A 15580-nucleotide genomic window follows, 5' to 3' on the forward strand; every position below is an offset into this window, starting at 1 on the left:
GGTCAGGACGGGGCGGGATCGCGCACCAGGATGCGGACCGCCCGGGCCGCCGCGATCGCGCCGACGAGCACCGCGTGCCGGGGCTCGGGCACGTCCAGCAGCCGCTCCGCGCGCAGCGCCGCCAGCGGGGCGAGGCGCCGGTCGGCCAGCACGGTGTCCACCGCCCGCCGGTCGCCGCCGCAGACCACCGCGCGCAACGACGCCGCCTCCGGCAGCAGCAGCCGTACGGCCAGGTCGGCGGCGTCGCCCAACGCCGCCTTCGCCTGGTTGTCGCGCCGCCGGGCGAAGCGCTGCTGCGACCAGCCCCCGGCGGCGGTGCGCCCCTGCACGTAGCGGGTGTCCACCTTGGAGACGACCAGCTTCTCCCCCGCCGCCACGCCGAGGGCCACCGCGCCCTTGCGGGCGAGCAGCAGACCGATGCGGCGGGGCGCGGCGGCGGCGGCCACGAAGCCGGGCAGGTCGGGGGCGGCGGGCGCGCCGGGCGGGGCGTGCAGCTCGGCGGTCGCGCCGTCCGCGGCGGTGAGCAGCAGCCCGTACGCCTCGGCGGTGGCGGTGGACGGGCCGTGCCGGTCGGCGAAGCCCTCCACCCAGCGGGCCACCCGGACCGGGTCCACCTCCACCCACCGGCCGCCTCCGGCTGCGGGTCGGCTGCTCATACGCCCGAACCTACGGCACGACGACGCCGGCTGGCCGCCGTGGGTGGGTGGCCCGGCTAGCCGGACAGCAGCATCGCCACGGCCAGGGCGGCGATGATGGCGCTGGAGAGCAGCGCGGTCACGAGCCGACCGCGCGGGCCGGTGAGCACCCGGCCGACCAGGGAGCCCCCGCCGGCGATCAACAACTGCCAGCTCGCCGAGGCGACGAACGCGCCGAGCACGAAGAGGCCGGCGGCGAGCGGATCCGACCCGGCGCGATCAGTGCGGCCCAGCACGAGCGCGGCGAAGTAGACCACCGTCGCGGGGTTCAGCAGGGTCAACGCGAGCACCCCGGCGAAGGCGCGCACCGGGGTGTCCATGCCCCGGCGGACGCCGGCGGCCCCGCTCGCGGCGCGGGGCCGCAGCGCGCGCCCGGCGCCGTGGCCGGCGAGGACGAGCAGCACCAGTGCGGCGGCCAGCCGCAGCGGCCCGGCGACCTGGGCGATCAGCCCGGCGACGGCGGCCCCGCCGAGGGCCGCCACGGCGGCGTAGAGCCCGTCGGCGGTGGCCACCCCGAACGCGGCGGCAGCACCGACCCGGAACGACGTACGGGCGCTGAGCCCGAGGACGAGGACCGCGATCGCGCCGACCGGGATGGCGACGCCGTAGCCGGCGACCAGGCCGGCCAGGAACGCGCCGGTCACGATGGTCGGTGGCGGATCGGGACGCGACCGGACGCGGTCCGCTGTCGCCCTGCGGCGGCGGCCGCGGCGACGGGGACTGTCTTCGTCGGGTACGTCTCGATCACCCGCTCATCCTCGGCCCCGCCACCGCGGCCTCGCCACCGAATTCCCCACCGACGCCGTTCATCCGCAGGTGGACGCGACCGCAGGGCTCGGCTGGGGTGGCGTTACCGAGGGTCACAGTCGCCCCGACGGACGAGTTCCTACGTCGGTGTGGTGGGTCTTGGGGCGACGGTGGGGATCGGTGGAAGTCGGCGCAGTGCTCGGATGGCCAGTACGGCGAGCGGTACGCCCACCGCCAGCACGGCGACAACCTCTACGGCGGCAATCGTGGCGAGTGTTGTCCGCTGCGCCTGGTTGCTGTAGTCGGGCAGGGTTGCGGTTCGCAGGGCGAGCGCGGTCACGGCGAGCAGGGTGAGCGCCAGTGACCATGGCAGCCTCCGAGATGGGCGGCTGGACACTCGACCGGCCAGGTGGACCACCATGGCGACAGTGACCACCGCGCAGGACAGGCCCGGCCAGTCCAGCAGCCTCAGCGCCGGTCTCGCCGCCTGGATGGTGAACAGCGGCACAGGGACGAGGAAGAAGCCGATCGGCAGCGCGAGGAGCCAGGGGCGGCGCGGCACCGGTGGGGCGCCGTGGTGAAAAGCCGCCATCGCGAGTAGCAGGAGCACGTCGACGAATCGCATCGCCCAGGGCGTCACGGACAGCGGTACGTCACCGACGCCTTGTTCCACGGCGGTGGTGATGGCCGGAGGCACGATGGCGAGCAGGGCGACCGCTTGGGCCACCCGCCGGTGTCCGAGGACGAGCGCGACGTAGGCCGGCAACCACGCGTAGTCGGCGAGATTCCACGCGGTGTGCCAGATGTTCGACGACGGGCTGAGTGGCCATTCCAGTTCAGGGGCCGGCAACCAGGCGATCTTCCGGGAGAGCCACAGCGTGACGGCGATGCTGGCGGTGACCATGACCGCGTGCGCCAGCATCGCCATCAGGGTCGCCAGGCGCACGGCTTGCCCCCAGGCGAACGAGCGGGGTGGCGCGTCAGCCCCGCCGAGTCGCAACCGAACGGCGAGGGAGACGATGCTGGCGACCTCGGACAGGCTCGGCCGGCCGTAGTCCGTGACATACGCGGTGGTCTCGGAGTCGCCGGTGTCCATGCTGTCCAGGAAGGCGGCGACCATGTCGTCTTCCCATTCCTGCCGGTAGGCGGCGGGCAGCAGCCGGAGAACGAACCGGTAGCGCTCCTCCAGCCGACTCACGACGGCGTCCCCGTGATCGGGTTCCGCTGGTCGCGCAAGCGGGTGGAGGCGAGGCGCGCGTTGGCGGCCAGCCGTTGCGCCTCCGCTTCGAGGGCCTGGCGGCCCCGCTCGGTCACCCGGTAGTACCGGCGTAACCGTCCTTGCCATGCCTCCTCGCGGTCCAGTTCGACCAGGCCGTCACCGACGAGTCGGTCCAGGACCCCGTACAAGGAGCCAATCTTCAGCTGCACGCGGCCCCGCGACAGTTCCGCCACGTCTGCGACGATCCCGTAGCCGTGACGCGGAGCGTCGAGCAGCACGGTGAGGATGAAGAAGGCTGGCTCTGTCATAGCCCGGGAACTCATCCGCCTAATATAGTGGAAGACAAGATATCTTCCGCGACGGAGTCAGACTGGCGCCAGGGTGCATCGGACCCTGGCACGCGCGGAGCCCACCCAAGAAGGAGTGATCATGGGCGACGGTGACGCGGCGGACGCCGGCGACCTGGGCGGGCCGGACTTCGCTCCGGCGATACCGGCGGTGGAGAGCAGCGTCGTCGGCGCCCCGCCCACCAACGCGCCGGCCATCGTCCTGGGCCCCGGATACAGCGGTCAGGTCCTGCTGCCCCGGGCTCCGCAACGGGTTCGGCCACTACCCCCAGTCGCGAGCGGTGACCTTGGCGGCGGCGCTGGAGAGGATTCACGGGCAGCGGCCGACGATCATCCGTAACGGGGTTGGAAGCTGGCAAACGCCCCGCACGTCGGCAAGACCGCGCGTCGCCTTGCATGACGAGCGATGGGCGGACGAACGTGCACTGATCTTGGCAGATCAACGCACAGTCAGCAGTACGTCAAGGCATTGCCAGGGCTGTCGTGGGCCATCGATCAGCCGTTGGGGCGTGATTCGATCGCCTGCAGCGACCACCTGTTGCCGTCAGGATCGCCGAAGTAGACGAAGCTGCCCCATGGCTGTACCTCGACCTCGCTGGCATCGACGCCGGCGTCGAGCAGTTGCCGGCGCGCCGCCTCGGCGTCGGCGACCACAACCTGGATTTCCTGAGTGCCGGGAGTCTTGTCGGTGATGCCCTCGCCGATCACGATGGAGCAGGCCGAGCCGGGTGGCGTGAGCTGGACGAACCGCAGGCCCTCGTGCACCCTGTGATCGTGGTCGGCGTTGAAGCCCACATTCTGGTAGAACGCCTTGGCCCGGTCGACATCGGTCACCGGAACGGGGATGAGTTCGATCTTCCAGTCCATGGACCCACCGTAGGACATGGTTACGGTTCCGAACGGGAAGGCTGAAGCGTGGGTATCGCGTGGCGTGACTCGCCGGAAGAACTGGCCGGACTGCTACGCCGACGGGGCCTGGCTCCGGACCGGATGGGCAACGTCGAGGCGGCGTGGAAGGCATTCCGCGTACGTCCGCCGGTCTAGGGTCCCTGGGGTGGTCAGGAGCGCGCAGGACGTTGTGGGCGTAATCGAGTCAGACCCGGGAGCAATGAAAGTCCTTCGAGCTACGGCCGACCTTGGATTATCGGACTGGTGGATCGGTGCCGGCTTCGTACGCAACCGCGTCTGGGACGCGATCAGCAACATCGCGGCCCAGCCGGAGCGCGACGTGGATGTCGCCTACTTCGACCCGGAAAAGCTGGACCCACGCGAGGACGCACGCGCCGAAGCCCAAGCCACGGTGGCCCTGCCTGGGGTGCCGTGGGAAATTCGTAATCAAGCACGGATGCATCTGCGCAATGGCGATGAGCCCTACGCGTTCACCCTGGACGCGATGTCGCGCTGGCCCGAAACCGCAACGTGCGTCGCGGTTACCCTGCGGGGCGACTCTGTTCACCTGGTGTCCTGCCACGGGTTGGCTGACCTTGTAGGAATGGTTGTCCGCCCCTCTCCAGCCTTCAACAATGCGGCGGGCCGCGCGAAGGTGCAGCGCCGCGTGCAGGTCAAGGGATGGCTCGACCGATGGGCCGGACTGCGGCTGGAGATCTAGCGCTCACGCGGGGCGAACATCGATCGCGCGCCGGGTGGTGAGGTCTACCGTGGGCACGTTACCTATGTGTCCGAGTAGGAAAGCGCGTCTTGGGTCGTGAGATGCGCCAGAGGGCCCAGCCGGAGCCGGACGTCACGAGACCCAGGGCGCTTCAGGGTGATCGCGCCGAGAAAACGTCGAGCGCGCCGCCCCTCCGGGACGACGCGCTCGACGAGAAACGGGTCAGACGTTGAAGCCGAGGGAGCGGAGCTGGTCGCGCCCCTCGTCCGTGATCTTGTCCGGCCCCCACGGTGGGAGCCACACCCAGTTGATCCGGATGTCGTCGACCAGGCCGCCGCCCGGTCCGGTGGTCAGCGCTTGCCGGGCCTGGTCCTCGATCACGTCGGTCAGCGGGCACGCCGCCGACGTCAGCGTCATGTCCAGGGTGGCGACGTTGTCGTCGCCGACGTGCACGCCGTACACCAGGCCGAGGTCGACCACGTTGATGCCCAGCTCGGGGTCGACGACGTCCTTCATCGCCTCCTCGACGTCGGCGACGGCGGCCTTGCCCTTGGCCGCCGACGCCCCGTCCGTGGCCGGTGCGGCGGCGGCCGTGGCCGGCACGGCCGCGCCCTCGGTCTCCGGGGTCGCCGCGGTGGCGGTGTCCTCGCTGCTCATGCCTCAACCTCCGTCGGGCTCACGCCCACACCGGCGCGTGCCGCGGCGTCCTTGAACGCCATCCACGGCAACAGCGCGCACTTGACCCGGGCGGGGTAGCGGGCGACGCCCGCGAACGCGACCCCATCACCGAGCACGTCCTCGTCCGGCGTGACCTGGCCACGGCCGGACATCAACTCGACGAACGCCTCGTGCACCCGGAACGCGTCGCCCGCGTCCCGGCCCACCAGCAGCTCGTGCAGCACGCTCGCCGACGCCTGGCTGATGGAGCAGCCCATGCCGTCGTACGAGACGTCGTGCAGCACGTCGCCGTCGGTGGCCACCCGCACGGTGACCTCGTCACCGCAGGTCGGATTGACGTGGTGCGCCTCGGCGACCCGGGCGCCCGAGGCGTCCGGGTCGCGCAGGCCGCGACCGTGCGGGTGCTTGTAGTGGTCCAGGATGATCTCCTGGTAAAGAGATTCAAGCTGCATCAGGCTGAACTCCCGTCGATCCGCGGGCTCCCGCGTCGCCGCCGCTCACTCGAACACCTTCCGCACCTGCTCCAGGCCCGCCACCAGGGCGTCGATCTCCTGATTGGTGGTGTAGAGGTAGAACGAGGCCCGCGTCATGGCCGGCACGCCGAACCGGGTGCACACCGGCTTGGCGCAGTGGTGGCCGACGCGCACCTGCACGCCGAGCGAGTCGAGCACCTGCCCGACGTCGTGCGGGTGGATGTCGCCGAGGGCGAACGAGATGGTGCCGCCCCGGCCCACCGGCACGGCCGGCCCGAAGATCCGCAGGCCGGGCACCGTGGCGAGGGCGTCCAGCGCGTACGCCGTCAGCTCCTTCTCGTGCCACTGGATGGCCCGCATCCCGATGCCGGCAAGGTAGTCGACGGCCGCGCCGAGCGCGACCGCCTCGGCGATCGGCGGGGTGCCCGCCTCGAACCGGGCCGGCGGCGCGGCGAAGGTCGAGCGGGCCATGGTGACCGTCTCGATCATCGACCCGCCGCCCAGCACCGGCGGCATCGCCGCCAGCAGCTCGGCCCGGCCCCAGAGCACGCCGATGCCGGTCGGGCCGCACATCTTGTGCCCGGTGAAGACGATGAAGTCGGCGTCGTAGTCGACCACGTCCATCGGCATGTGCGGCACCGACTGGGAGCAGTCGAGCAGCAGCAGCGCGCCCACCTCGCGGACCCGCGCGGTGATCCGCGAGGTGGCGTTGACCGTGCCGAGGATGTTGGACGTGTGCACCAGCGAGACGATCTTCGTCCGCTCGGTGACCAGGTCCTCCAGCCCCGACTCGTCCAGGCGCCCCTGGTCGGTGACCGGGAACCAGCGCAGGGTCGCGCCGGTGCGCTCGCAGAGCAGCTGCCACGGCACGATGTTCGAGTGGTGCTCCATCTCGGAGATCACCACCTCGTCGCCGGGGCCGAGCCGGAAGCGGGGGTCGGCGTCGGGCCGCAGCGACGCGTTGGAGAACGCGTACGCCACGATGTTGATCGCCTCGGTGGAGTTCTTGGTGAACACCACCTCGTCCACGCTCGGCGCGTTGATGAACGCGGCGATCTTCGTCCGCGCGCCCTCGTACGCCTCGGTGGCCTCGGTGCCCAGGGTGTGCACCGAGCGGGACACGTTGGCGTTGTGCATCGCGTAGTGCTCGCCGAGCACGTCGAGCACCTGCCGCGGCTTGTGCGAGGTGTTGGCGCTGTCGAGGTAGACCAGGCGGTGCCCGTTGACCTCCCGGTCGAGGATCGGGAAGTCGGCGCGCACCTTCGCCACGTCGTAACGCGGCACGTCGTCGTACTGCGGCATCCCCGACGGGATCGCGATGGAAGTCATGTCGACCGGCCCACCCATTCTTCCGAGAGGACTCAGGCCCGCGCCGCGCCGGCCCCGGCGACGTAGCGCTCGTAGCCCTCTTCCTCGAGCTTGTCGGCCAGCTCCGGGCCGCCCTGCTCGACGATCCGGCCGGCGACGAAGACGTGCACGAAGTCCGGCTTGATGTAGCGCAGGATCCGGGTGTAGTGGGTGATCAGCAGCATGCCGGTGTCGCCGTTGTCGCGGACCCGGTTGACGCCCTCGCTGACCACGCGCAGCGCGTCCACGTCGAGGCCGGAGTCGGTCTCGTCGAGGATCGCGATCTTCGGCTTGAGTAGCTCCAGCTGCACGATCTCGTGCCGCTTCTTCTCCCCGCCGGAGAAGCCCTCGTTGACGTTGCGCTGGGCGAACGCCGGGTCCATCTGGAGGCGCTCCATGGCCCCGCGCAGCTCGCCGCCCCAGGTGCGCAGCTTGGGCGCCTGGCCGTCGATGGCGGTCTTGGCGGTACGCAGGAAGTTCGCCACCGAGACGCCGGGGACCTCGACCGGGTACTGCATGGCCAGGAAGAGGCCGGCGCGGGCGCGCTCGTCCACGGACAGGGCCAGCACGTCCTCGCCGTCGAGGGTCACCGAGCCGCCGGTGATCTCGTACTTGGGGTGGCCGGCGATCGAGTAGGCGAGGGTGGACTTGCCGGAGCCGTTCGGGCCCATGATCGCGTGGGTTTGACCCGAATTCACCGTCAGGTCTACCCCATGCAGGATCGGCTTGAGCTCACCCTCGGGCAGCTTGACCGACACCTTCAGGTCGCGGATCTCCAGGGTGCTCATTATCGGGTCACTCCATTGCTCGGCGTGAGACTGACGTAGATGTCGCCGTCTCGGACTTCGACGGGATAGACGGGAACGGGTTCGGTGGCGGGCAGCCCGGTCGGCTCGCCGGTCCTCAGGTCGAAACGGGATCCGTGCAGCCAGCATTCCAGCGTGCATCCCTCGACCTCCCCCTCGGAGAGGGCGACCGCAGCGTGCGAGCACTCGTCGTAGGCGGCGTAGAAGACGCCGTCCTCGCCGTGCACCAGCGCGATCGGGGTGCCGTCGACGTCGGCGCTGACCACGCTGCCCTTCGGCACGTCCTCGACGGAGCAGAGGCGGATCATCAGGCGCCGGCCTTGGTGAGCCGGGCCTCGATGGCGTCGCCCAGGCGCTCGCGCAGCGACTCGACCGGGATCTTGTTGATCAGCTCGGCGAAGAAGCCGCGGACCACCAGGCGCCGCGCCTCGGCCTCCGGGATGCCCCGGGCCATCAGGTAGAACAGCTGCTCGTCGTCGAAGCGGCCGGTCGCGCTCGCGTGCCCGGCGCCGGCGATCTCGCCGGTCTCGATCTCCAGATTGGGTACGGAGTCCGCCCGCGCGCCGTCGGTCAGCAGCAGGTTCCGGTTGATCTCGTACGTGTCGGTCCCGGTCGCCTCGGCGCGGATGAGCACGTCGCCCACCCAGACGGTGCGCGCGCTCTCGCCCTGGAGGGCGCCCCGGTAGCCGACGTAGCTGCGACAGTCCGGCACGGTGTGGTCGACCAGCTGGCGGTGTTCCAGGTGCTGCCCCGAGTCGGCGAAGTAGAGGCCGTACAGCTCGGCCTCGCCGCCCCGCTCGGTGTATTCCACCGAGGTGTACTGCCGGACCAGGTCGCCGCCCAGGGAGACCTGGACGTGCACCACCTTGGCGTCGCGACCCAGCTTCACCTTCAGGTGCTGGGCCTGGACGGCGTCGTCGGCCCAGTCCGCGACGGTGACCAGGGTCAGCTTCGCCCCGTCGGCCACCGCCACCTCGACGTTGTCGGCCAGCGTGGCCGAGCCGACGTGCTCCACCACCAGGGTCACCTCGGCGAACCGGCCCACCTCGACGAAGGTGTGCCCGAAGGCCAGGCCCTCGACGCCCTCGCCGACCACCCGCAGGCTCACCGGCTCGGCCACCACGGCGTCGCGGGCGACCTGGACAAGCAGCGCCTGGTCGGCCCCGCCGTAGGCCAGCGCACTGACCCGGTCGACCGGGGTGAGCACGCTGCCCACCCGCGGGTCGTCGGAGCCGATCCGCCCGACGGTGACACCCTCGGGCAGGTCGCCGTGCTCGTGGCGGACCGCGCCGGTGGCGGCCGGCGACGCGCCGACCAGCCCGCGCAGCCGCTTGAGCGGGGTGAAGCGCCACTCCTCCTCCAGGCCGGTCAGGGCCGGGAAGTCGGCGACGTCGTACGAGCGGAGCGCCTGCGACTTGGTGCTGGGCGGCGCGGAAGCCTGGGTAGTCATCTCTTCCTTGGTCTGTTCTGCGACGACGGTGTCATTGGTCGGAGGGTCGGTCGGTGTTCGCGCGGCCCGGTCAGACGGGTCGGCGTCCACCGGCCCCCGCGGCGGGCCGGCTTTCGGCGCGGCCCGCAGCGGGTCGGGGCGGCGTCAGCCGACCGCGCCCTCCATCTGGAGCTCGATCAGGCGGTTGAGTTCCAGGGCGTACTCCATCGGGAGCTCCTTGGCGATCGGCTCGATGAAGCCGCGAACGATCATCGCCATCGCCTCGTCCTCGCTCAGGCCCCGGCTCATCAGGTAGAAGAGCTGGTCGTCGCTGATCTTGGAGACGGTCGCCTCGTGCCCCATCGACACGTCGTCCTCGCGGATGTCGACGTACGGGTAGGTGTCCGAGCGGGAGATGGTGTCCACCAGCAGGGCGTCGCACTTGACCGTGCTCCGGCTGCTGTGCGAGCCCTCCAGCACCTGCACCAGGCCCCGGTACGACGTGCGGCCGCCGCCCCGGGCGATCGACTTGGAGACGATCGTGGAGGAGGTGTGCGGCGCGGCGTGCACCATCTTGGCCCCCGCGTCCTGGTGCTGGCCCTCGCCGGCCATGGCCACCGAGAGCACCTCGCCCTTGGCGTGCTCGCCGGTCATGTAGACCGCCGGGTACTTCATGGTGACCTTGGAGCCGATGTTGCCGTCGACCCACTCCATGGTCGCGCCCTCGTGGCAGACGGCCCGCTTCGTGACCAGGTTGTAGACGTTGTTCGACCAGTTCTGGATGGTCGTGTAGCGGCACCGGGCGTTCTTCTTGACGATGATCTCCACGACCGCGCTGTGCAGCGAGTCGGAGGAGTAGAGCGGCGCGGTGCAGCCCTCGACGTAGTGCACGTACGCGCCCTCGTCGACGATGATCAGCGTCCGCTCGAACTGGCCCATGTTCTCCGTGTTGATCCGGAAGTAGGCCTGCAACGGGATCTCCACGTGCACGCCCTTCGGCACGTAGATGAACGAGCCGCCGGACCACACGGAGGTGTTCAGCGCGGCGAACTTGTTGTCGCCGACCGGGATCACCGTGCCGAAGTACTCCTTGAAGACGTCCTCGTGCTCGCGCAGGGCGGTGTCGGTGTCCAGGAAGACGACACCCTGCTCCTCGAGGTCCTCACGGATCTTGTGGTAGACGACCTCGGACTCGTACTGCGCCGCGACGCCGGCGACCAGCCGCTGCTTCTCGGCCTCGGGGATGCCCAGCCGGTCGTAGGTGTTCTTGATGTCCTCGGGCAGGTCCTCCCAGCTGGTGGCCTGCTTCTCCGTGGACCGCACGAAGTACTTGATGTTGTCGAAGTCGATCCCGGTGAGGTCGGCGCCCCAGGCCGGCATCGGCTTGCGGCCGAACAGCCGCAGGCCCTTGAGCCGCAGGTCGAGCATCCAGGCCGGCTCGTTCTTCTTGGCCGAGATGTCCCGCACCACCGCCTCGTTGAGGCCACGCTGGGCGACCGCCCCGGCGACGTCGGGGTCGGACCAGCCGTACTCGTAGCGACCCAGGGCGGCGAGCTGCTCTTCCTGCGTCAGGGGCTGGACGATCTGCTCGGTCATCTATCTGTCCTCACAGTGGTGACGGTCTTACCGGAACGGGCACGCCCCGGCTGGGCGGGAATGTGCGTGGTGCACACTCCGTCGCCGTGCGCGATGGTGGCCAAACGCTGCACGTGGGTGCCGACCAGGCGGGAGATCACCGCGGTCTCGGCCTCGCACAGCTGGGGAAACTCGGCGGCCACGTGCGCCACCGGGCAGTGGTGCTGACAGAGCTGGCCACCGGTGGCGATCGTGGACGCGTTCGCAGCGTAACCCTCGGCGGTCAGCGCTCCGGCGAGTGCCTCGGCCCGCGCGAGCGGGTCGTCGCCGGCGTCCTCCATGGCGGCCCGGCAGCGGGCCTCCAGTGCGGCGACCTGGTCGGTCGCGAACGCCTCGACCGCCGTGGCGCCGCCGTTGCGGGCGATCCAGCGCAGCGCGGCGGTGGCCATGTTGTCGTAGTGGTGGGTGCCGCAGCGGACCCGGGCGGCGTCGGTCAGCACGAACACCTTCGCCGGCCGGCCCCGGCCGCGGTGGCCGCGGACGGTCTGCTCGCGGGCGAGCACGTCGCCGTCGGCGAGCATCGCGTCGAGGTGGCGGCGGATCGCGGCCGGGCTGAGCCCGAGCGCCGAGCCGAGCTGCGCGGCGGTGGTCGCGCCCCGCTCCAGCAGCAGCTGGGTGACCCGGTCACGGGTGGAGAGGTCCGCGACGGACGCGGACTGACCGGCGGCCGGGGCGGCCGCCGGCTGGTGCCCGGAGAGCGCCGCCGCGTTTTTCACAACGCCAACGTTACGTAATTCGTCCGGGGCCCGCAAACCCGGGTCCCGGTGATCCGAACCACCGCACGGACGGAGTCACCCGATCGTGCTCCACTACGGTGCGTAGGATTTGCGCCGTGAAGCGATCCGTCCGGTTCCCGGTCTCCACCGCCCTGCTGCGCCGCCTCGCGCTCGCCTCGATCATCGCGAACGTGGGCATCGTCGTCACCGGCGGGGCCGTCCGGCTCACCGGGTCCGGCCTCGGCTGCCCCACCTGGCCCAGGTGCACCGAGGAGTCGTACGTGACGACACCGGAGATGGGCATCTACGGGGTGATCGAGTTCGGCAACCGCCTGCTCACCTTCGCCGTCGGCTTCATCGCGCTGGCGGTGCTGCTCGCCGTGCTGCTGCACCTCCCCCGGCGCCGGGACCTGGTCCCGCTCGCGGTCGCCGTGCTCCTCGGCATCCCCGCGCAGGCGGTCGTCGGCGGCATCACCGTGCTCACCGACCTCAACCCGTGGGTGGTCGGCCTGCACTTCCTCGCCTCGATGCTGGTGATCGCGGCCGCGTACGCGCTGTGGCGGCGGATCAAGGACCCAGCGGGCCCGGCGGAGGCGGTCGTGCCCGCCCCGCTGCGGACCCTCACCGCGATCACCACCGTGGTCAGCGCGGCGGTGCTGGTGATCGGCACCTGGGTGACCGGCAGCGGCCCGCACGCGGGCGACCACGGTGCCGCCCGCAACGGACTCGACCCGGAGACGATCTCCCAGGTGCACGCCGACAGCGTCTTCCTGCTGATCGGCCTGTCCGTGGCGCTGGTCTTCGCCTTCCGCGCGGTCGGCGCGCAGCGGGCCGCGCGGGCCGCGCTGGTGCTCGTCGCCGTCGAGCTGGGTCAGGGCCTCATCGGATTCGTGCAGTACTTCACCAACCTGCCGGCGCTGCTGGTGGGCGCGCACATGCTGGGTTCCTGCCTGGTGCTGCTGGCCACCCTCGCGGTGCAGTGGTCCACCCGCGAGCGCCGCCCGGTCGCGCCGTCGCCGGCCCCGGACGACGCCGACCGGGCCGTCCCCGTCGCCGCCTGACCGCGCCCCGGCCCGCCCGGCTGCGCACCTGAGCGCTCCCCGGCCCGCCCCGACGGTCAGCCGGCGGCGCGGGCCAGGTGGGTCAGGATCGCGTCGGCCAGACGGTCGGCGGCGCCGTCGGCGTGGCCGAGGAACAGCGACGGCTCGGTGAGTTCCAGCTCCACCAGGACCGGCGCGCCGTCCGGGCCCGGGATGAGGTCCACCCGGGCGTAGAGCAGCCGCCCCGGCCCGCCGGGCACCGCCGCGAGGGCCCGCTCCGCCACCGCCGACTGCTCCGGGGTGGCGGTGCGGGCGGTGATCTCCTCGGGCCGGTACAGCGCGTCGGCGCCGAGGTCCGGGCCGGTCAGCATCGGGCCCTTGCGGATGGCGTGGCTGAACGTCGGGCCGTCCGGCCCGGCCAGGAAGAGCAGCGCCGTCTCGCCGGCCGTGTCGACCGCGTCGAGGTACGGCTGCACCATGGTCAGCCGCCCGGCGTCCGACAGCCGCCGTACGTGCGCCACGGCCAGTTCCCGGTGGTGCGGATCGGCCAGGTCGTAGCGGCCGGTGTCCTGGCTGCCCGCGCTGACGGCCGGCTTGACGACGTACTCGCCGCGGGCGGCGGGCGGTCGCCAGTCCTCCCCCGGCGCGACCCAGGACGTCGGCACGGTGCATACCCCGGCCGCCGACAGCTCGGCCAGGTACCGCTTGTCGGTGTTCCAGCGCACCACGTCGGCCGGGTTGGCCAGGGCGGGCACCCGCGACGCCCAGGCGACGAACTCGTCGCGACGCAGCGCGTAGTCCCACGGCGAGCGGAGCACCGCCAGGTCGTACCCGGCCCAGTCGGCGGCCGGGTCGGCCCAGTCCACCGCCTCGGCGGTCACGCCGCGGCGCGCCAGCGGGTCGAGCAGCAGCCGGTCGTCGGGGTCGAGGTCGGGCAGGTCGGCACAGGTGACGAGAGCGACCCGGGGTTTCCCCCGGGTCGACTGGTGGTGATCGGTCAAGTTATGTCAACGGGCCATCGTGCGCCGGGCCATCGACCGCCAGAGGTCGTTGCTCGGACGCATCTGGTCCATCAGTTCACGCTCCCAGGCGTTCTCGACGGTGACTCCCGCCTTCGCGCAGGCCTGCCGCGCCACGACGGTGTCGTCGGCGAACTGGTCGCCCCACACACCGTCCTCGCCCACGAGGACGATGCGCGCGCCACGCTTGCCGACGTACTCGATGACCGCCTTCGCCCCGCCGTGACCGGCGGCGAACGACTTGATGCCCGCGACCAGGCCCTGCGGGGCCTGCCCGGGGGTCTGCTCGGCGGTCAGCGTCGTATCGGAACCATCTGCCATGTCGGGAAGCGTAAGCAGACTTGCACCCGGGCGGGCGAGAACCATGAACCTTTTGTGATGCCAATTACCCGCAGGTTTAAGGAGAACCACAGGCGAATTGCCCGCTATTGTCCGGACTTATCCCGGCAAAAGGTCGGCCCGAACCGGGCCGGCCCGGGGCATCCGAGCGGTTCTGGAACCATACCGACGGCGTCACCGATGTGACAAGAAACCCGGACAAGCCATGCACGATGATGATTTGCCGGTACGGCCTCCGGCGGCCCGGGACCGGGCGGTACGGCCTCCGGCCGGGAACCGGGGCGGGACGGATCAGGCCGGGCCCGGCTCGGCGCGGCGACCCGCCGCAGCGGCGGGGCGGCCCGGTGTCAGATCAGCGCGTCGAGCGCGACGGCGGCGAAGAGGATGGTCAGGTAGGTCGTCGACCAGTGGAACAGCCGCATCGGCTTGACGGCCTGCCCCCGCGCCACCCGGCGGGCGAGCTTGTGCGCCTCCACCACGAAGATGGCACCGACCACCACGGCGGGCACGCCGTAGATAAGGCTCATCCCCAGCGGCCACACGGCCAGCGAGGACGCCACGGTGAGCCAGGCGAAGCCGATGATCTCGGCGTTGACCCGCCGCGTGGAGGCCACCACCGGCAGCATCGGGATGCCGGCGCGGGCGTAGTCGTCCTTGTACTTCATCGCCAGCGGGTAGAAGTGCGGCATCTGCCAGAAGAAGACCACCGCGAAGAGTGCCCACGCGGCCGGGGAGAGCGTGCCGGTGACCGCCGCCCAGCCGATCAGCACCGGCGCCGCCCCGCAGGCCCCGCCCCAGAACGTGTTCGCCGTCGTGGTGCGCTTGAGCCAGAGGGTGTAGACGACGTCGTAGTAGACGATCGCGGCCAGCGTGAGCCCGGCGGCCAGCAGGTTGGTGAACGCCGCCATCATCGCGACCGACACCGCCGCCAGCACCAGCCCGAAGATCAACGCGTTGCGCGGTGTCACGGTGTGCGTCGGCAGCGGGCGGCGCTTGGTGCGCCGCATCAGCTGGTCGATGTCGCGGTCGATGTAGCAGTTGATGACGCTGGCCGCGCCCGCGGCGAGCGAGCCGCCGACCAGCACCACGGCCACCAGCCAGAGCGACGGCATCCCGCCGTCCGCGAGCATCATCGCCGGCACCGTGGTGACGAGGAGCAGCTCCACGATCCGCGGCTTGGTCAGCGTCACGTAGGCCGCGACCACCGCGCGGACGTCCCGGCGGGCCACCGCCGACGTCTCCACCTCAGTCCGCACCGGCGGCTGCCCGGCAGAGTTGCTGACGGGGCGCTCGGTGATCATGCTCACGGATTGCCACCTTCCGGCGTCGGCAGGGGAGGTCGGATCGGCCGGACCCGACTGGGGCCACACGCCGCACCACAGACTACGCGTCGTCGTTTTGGCTGCCCGGGCGACCCGACAACGGTGCGGGCCGTCACACCGTCGGGGCGGCACCGTGCACCGGCGCGGACCAGTACAGAC

At 71.3% G+C, this 15580-nt stretch carries 18 protein-coding genes; 2 read left to right on the plus strand and 16 right to left on the minus strand.

From position 1 onward, the window contains the following. Positions 1-2: 2 nt before the first annotated feature. The 5 genes from EV374_RS28905 to EV374_RS28925 form a co-directional block, all read right to left on the minus strand. The gene (locus EV374_RS28905; protein WP_132240314.1) at positions 3-656 is read right to left on the minus strand and encodes an acVLRF1 family peptidyl-tRNA hydrolase; all 654 of its coding nucleotides are present in this window, start codon (positions 654-656) and stop codon (positions 3-5) included. A 56-nt stretch (positions 657-712) separates the two neighbouring features. Continuing rightward, entirely contained in the window at positions 713-1339 is a 627-nt protein-coding gene (locus EV374_RS28910; RefSeq protein ID WP_132240315.1) for a LysE family transporter, read from the minus strand. Between the two features lie 242 nt (positions 1340-1581). Next, entirely contained in the window at positions 1582-2640 is a 1059-nt protein-coding gene (locus tag EV374_RS28915; RefSeq protein WP_132240316.1) for a hypothetical protein, read from the minus strand. Further along, a complete protein-coding gene (locus EV374_RS28920) occupies positions 2637-2984 on the minus strand; it encodes a PadR family transcriptional regulator (RefSeq protein ID WP_486486021.1) in 348 nt (115 codons plus the stop codon). The genes EV374_RS28915 and EV374_RS28920 overlap by 4 nt, the downstream gene beginning before the upstream one ends. Before the next feature lie 519 nt (positions 2985-3503). Further along, positions 3504-3875 carry a VOC family protein gene (locus EV374_RS28925; RefSeq protein ID WP_132240317.1) on the minus strand — a complete coding sequence of 124 codons (372 nt, stop codon included), beginning with the start codon at positions 3873-3875 and terminating at the stop codon, positions 3504-3506. 187 nt (positions 3876-4062) lie between these two features. On the opposite strand from EV374_RS28925, the gene EV374_RS28930 reads away from it, so the two are divergent. Beyond that, the gene (locus tag EV374_RS28930; protein WP_132240318.1) at positions 4063-4617 is read left to right on the plus strand and encodes a nucleotidyltransferase family protein; all 555 of its coding nucleotides are present in this window, start codon (positions 4063-4065) and stop codon (positions 4615-4617) included. Positions 4618-4839: 222 nt separating this feature from the next. Here EV374_RS28930 and EV374_RS28935 read toward each other — a convergent pair whose 3' ends face one another. The 8 genes from EV374_RS28935 to EV374_RS28970 all read right to left on the minus strand — a co-directional run bounded on the left by EV374_RS28935 (position 4840) and on the right by EV374_RS28970 (position 11701). Continuing rightward, on the minus strand, positions 4840-5274 hold the full coding sequence (locus EV374_RS28935) for a metal-sulfur cluster assembly factor (RefSeq protein ID WP_132240319.1): 435 nt from the start codon (positions 5272-5274) through the stop codon (positions 4840-4842). After that, positions 5271-5747, minus strand: coding sequence for a Fe-S cluster assembly sulfur transfer protein SufU (sufU, locus tag EV374_RS28940; protein WP_132240320.1), 477 nt, complete (start codon positions 5745-5747; stop codon positions 5271-5273). Before sufU ends, EV374_RS28935 begins: the two co-directional genes overlap by 4 nt. Positions 5748-5792: 45 nt before the next feature. After that, complete coding sequence (locus EV374_RS28945; RefSeq protein WP_132240321.1) at positions 5793-7097, minus strand: cysteine desulfurase; 1305 nt, start codon at positions 7095-7097, stop codon at positions 5793-5795. A 32-nt stretch (positions 7098-7129) separates the two neighbouring features. Next, entirely contained in the window at positions 7130-7903 is a 774-nt protein-coding gene (gene sufC / locus EV374_RS28950) for a Fe-S cluster assembly ATPase SufC (protein ID WP_132240322.1), read from the minus strand. Next, positions 7903-8229 carry a non-heme iron oxygenase ferredoxin subunit gene (locus tag EV374_RS28955; protein WP_132240323.1) on the minus strand — a complete coding sequence of 109 codons (327 nt, stop codon included), beginning with the start codon at positions 8227-8229 and terminating at the stop codon, positions 7903-7905. Before EV374_RS28955 ends, sufC begins: the two co-directional genes overlap by 1 nt. Continuing rightward, positions 8229-9371 carry a Fe-S cluster assembly protein SufD gene (gene sufD / locus EV374_RS28960; protein WP_132240324.1) on the minus strand — a complete coding sequence of 381 codons (1143 nt, stop codon included), beginning with the start codon at positions 9369-9371 and terminating at the stop codon, positions 8229-8231. The genes EV374_RS28955 and sufD overlap by 1 nt, the downstream gene beginning before the upstream one ends. A gap of 144 nt (positions 9372-9515) precedes the next feature. After that, on the minus strand, positions 9516-10946 hold the full coding sequence (gene sufB, locus EV374_RS28965) for a Fe-S cluster assembly protein SufB (protein WP_132240325.1): 1431 nt from the start codon (positions 10944-10946) through the stop codon (positions 9516-9518). Next, positions 10943-11701, minus strand: a complete 759-nt coding sequence (locus EV374_RS28970) for a helix-turn-helix domain-containing protein (protein ID WP_132240326.1) — start codon at positions 11699-11701, stop codon at positions 10943-10945. Before EV374_RS28970 ends, sufB begins: the two co-directional genes overlap by 4 nt. A 98-nt stretch (positions 11702-11799) precedes the next feature. Here EV374_RS28970 and EV374_RS28975 point away from each other — a divergent pair, with 98 nt between their 5' ends. Beyond that, positions 11800-12762 carry a COX15/CtaA family protein gene (locus EV374_RS28975; RefSeq protein ID WP_165947937.1) on the plus strand — a complete coding sequence of 321 codons (963 nt, stop codon included), beginning with the start codon at positions 11800-11802 and terminating at the stop codon, positions 12760-12762. A 56-nt stretch (positions 12763-12818) separates the two neighbouring features. Here the strand turns inward: EV374_RS28975 and EV374_RS28980 are convergent, their stop codons facing one another. The 3 genes from EV374_RS28980 to EV374_RS28990 all read right to left on the minus strand — a co-directional run bounded on the left by EV374_RS28980 (position 12819) and on the right by EV374_RS28990 (position 15406). Further along, on the minus strand, positions 12819-13742 hold the full coding sequence (locus EV374_RS28980; protein ID WP_132240328.1) for a hypothetical protein: 924 nt from the start codon (positions 13740-13742) through the stop codon (positions 12819-12821). 6 nt (positions 13743-13748) lie between these two features. Continuing rightward, on the minus strand, positions 13749-14081 hold the full coding sequence (locus EV374_RS28985) for a hypothetical protein (protein WP_132240329.1): 333 nt from the start codon (positions 14079-14081) through the stop codon (positions 13749-13751). Positions 14082-14446: 365 nt separating this feature from the next. Beyond that, positions 14447-15406: a heme o synthase gene (locus EV374_RS28990; RefSeq protein ID WP_132240330.1), complete on the minus strand. Its 960-nt coding sequence runs from the start codon at positions 15404-15406 to the stop codon at positions 14447-14449. Positions 15407-15580: the final 174 nt, after the last annotated feature.

Source organism: Micromonospora sp. CNZ303 (genome assembly GCF_004345505.1).

Bases quoted from the DNA above. Each gene is read 5' to 3' on its own strand.
- sufB (WP_132240325.1), bottom strand. From the start codon at position 10,946: ATGACCGAGCAGATCGTCCAGCCCCTGACGCAGGAAGAGCAGCTCGCC.
- EV374_RS28905 (WP_132240314.1), bottom strand. From the start codon at position 656: ATGAGCAGCCGACCCGCAGCCGGAGGCGGCCGGTGGGTGGAGGTGGAC.
- EV374_RS28985 (WP_132240329.1), bottom strand. From the start codon at position 14,081: ATGGCAGATGGTTCCGATACGACGCTGACCGCCGAGCAGACCCCCGGG.
- EV374_RS28935 (WP_132240319.1), bottom strand. From the start codon at position 5,274: ATGAGCAGCGAGGACACCGCCACCGCGGCGACCCCGGAGACCGAGGGC.
- sufC (WP_132240322.1), bottom strand. From the start codon at position 7,903: ATGAGCACCCTGGAGATCCGCGACCTGAAGGTGTCGGTCAAGCTGCCC.
- EV374_RS28945 (WP_132240321.1), bottom strand. From the start codon at position 7,097: ATGACTTCCATCGCGATCCCGTCGGGGATGCCGCAGTACGACGACGTG.
- EV374_RS28920 (WP_486486021.1), bottom strand. From the start codon at position 2,984: ATGAGTTCCCGGGCTATGACAGAGCCAGCCTTCTTCATCCTCACCGTG.
- sufD (WP_132240324.1), bottom strand. From the start codon at position 9,371: ATGACTACCCAGGCTTCCGCGCCGCCCAGCACCAAGTCGCAGGCGCTC.
- EV374_RS28925 (WP_132240317.1), bottom strand. From the start codon at position 3,875: ATGGACTGGAAGATCGAACTCATCCCCGTTCCGGTGACCGATGTCGAC.
- sufU (WP_132240320.1), bottom strand. From the start codon at position 5,747: ATGCAGCTTGAATCTCTTTACCAGGAGATCATCCTGGACCACTACAAG.
- EV374_RS28955 (WP_132240323.1), bottom strand. From the start codon at position 8,229: ATGATCCGCCTCTGCTCCGTCGAGGACGTGCCGAAGGGCAGCGTGGTC.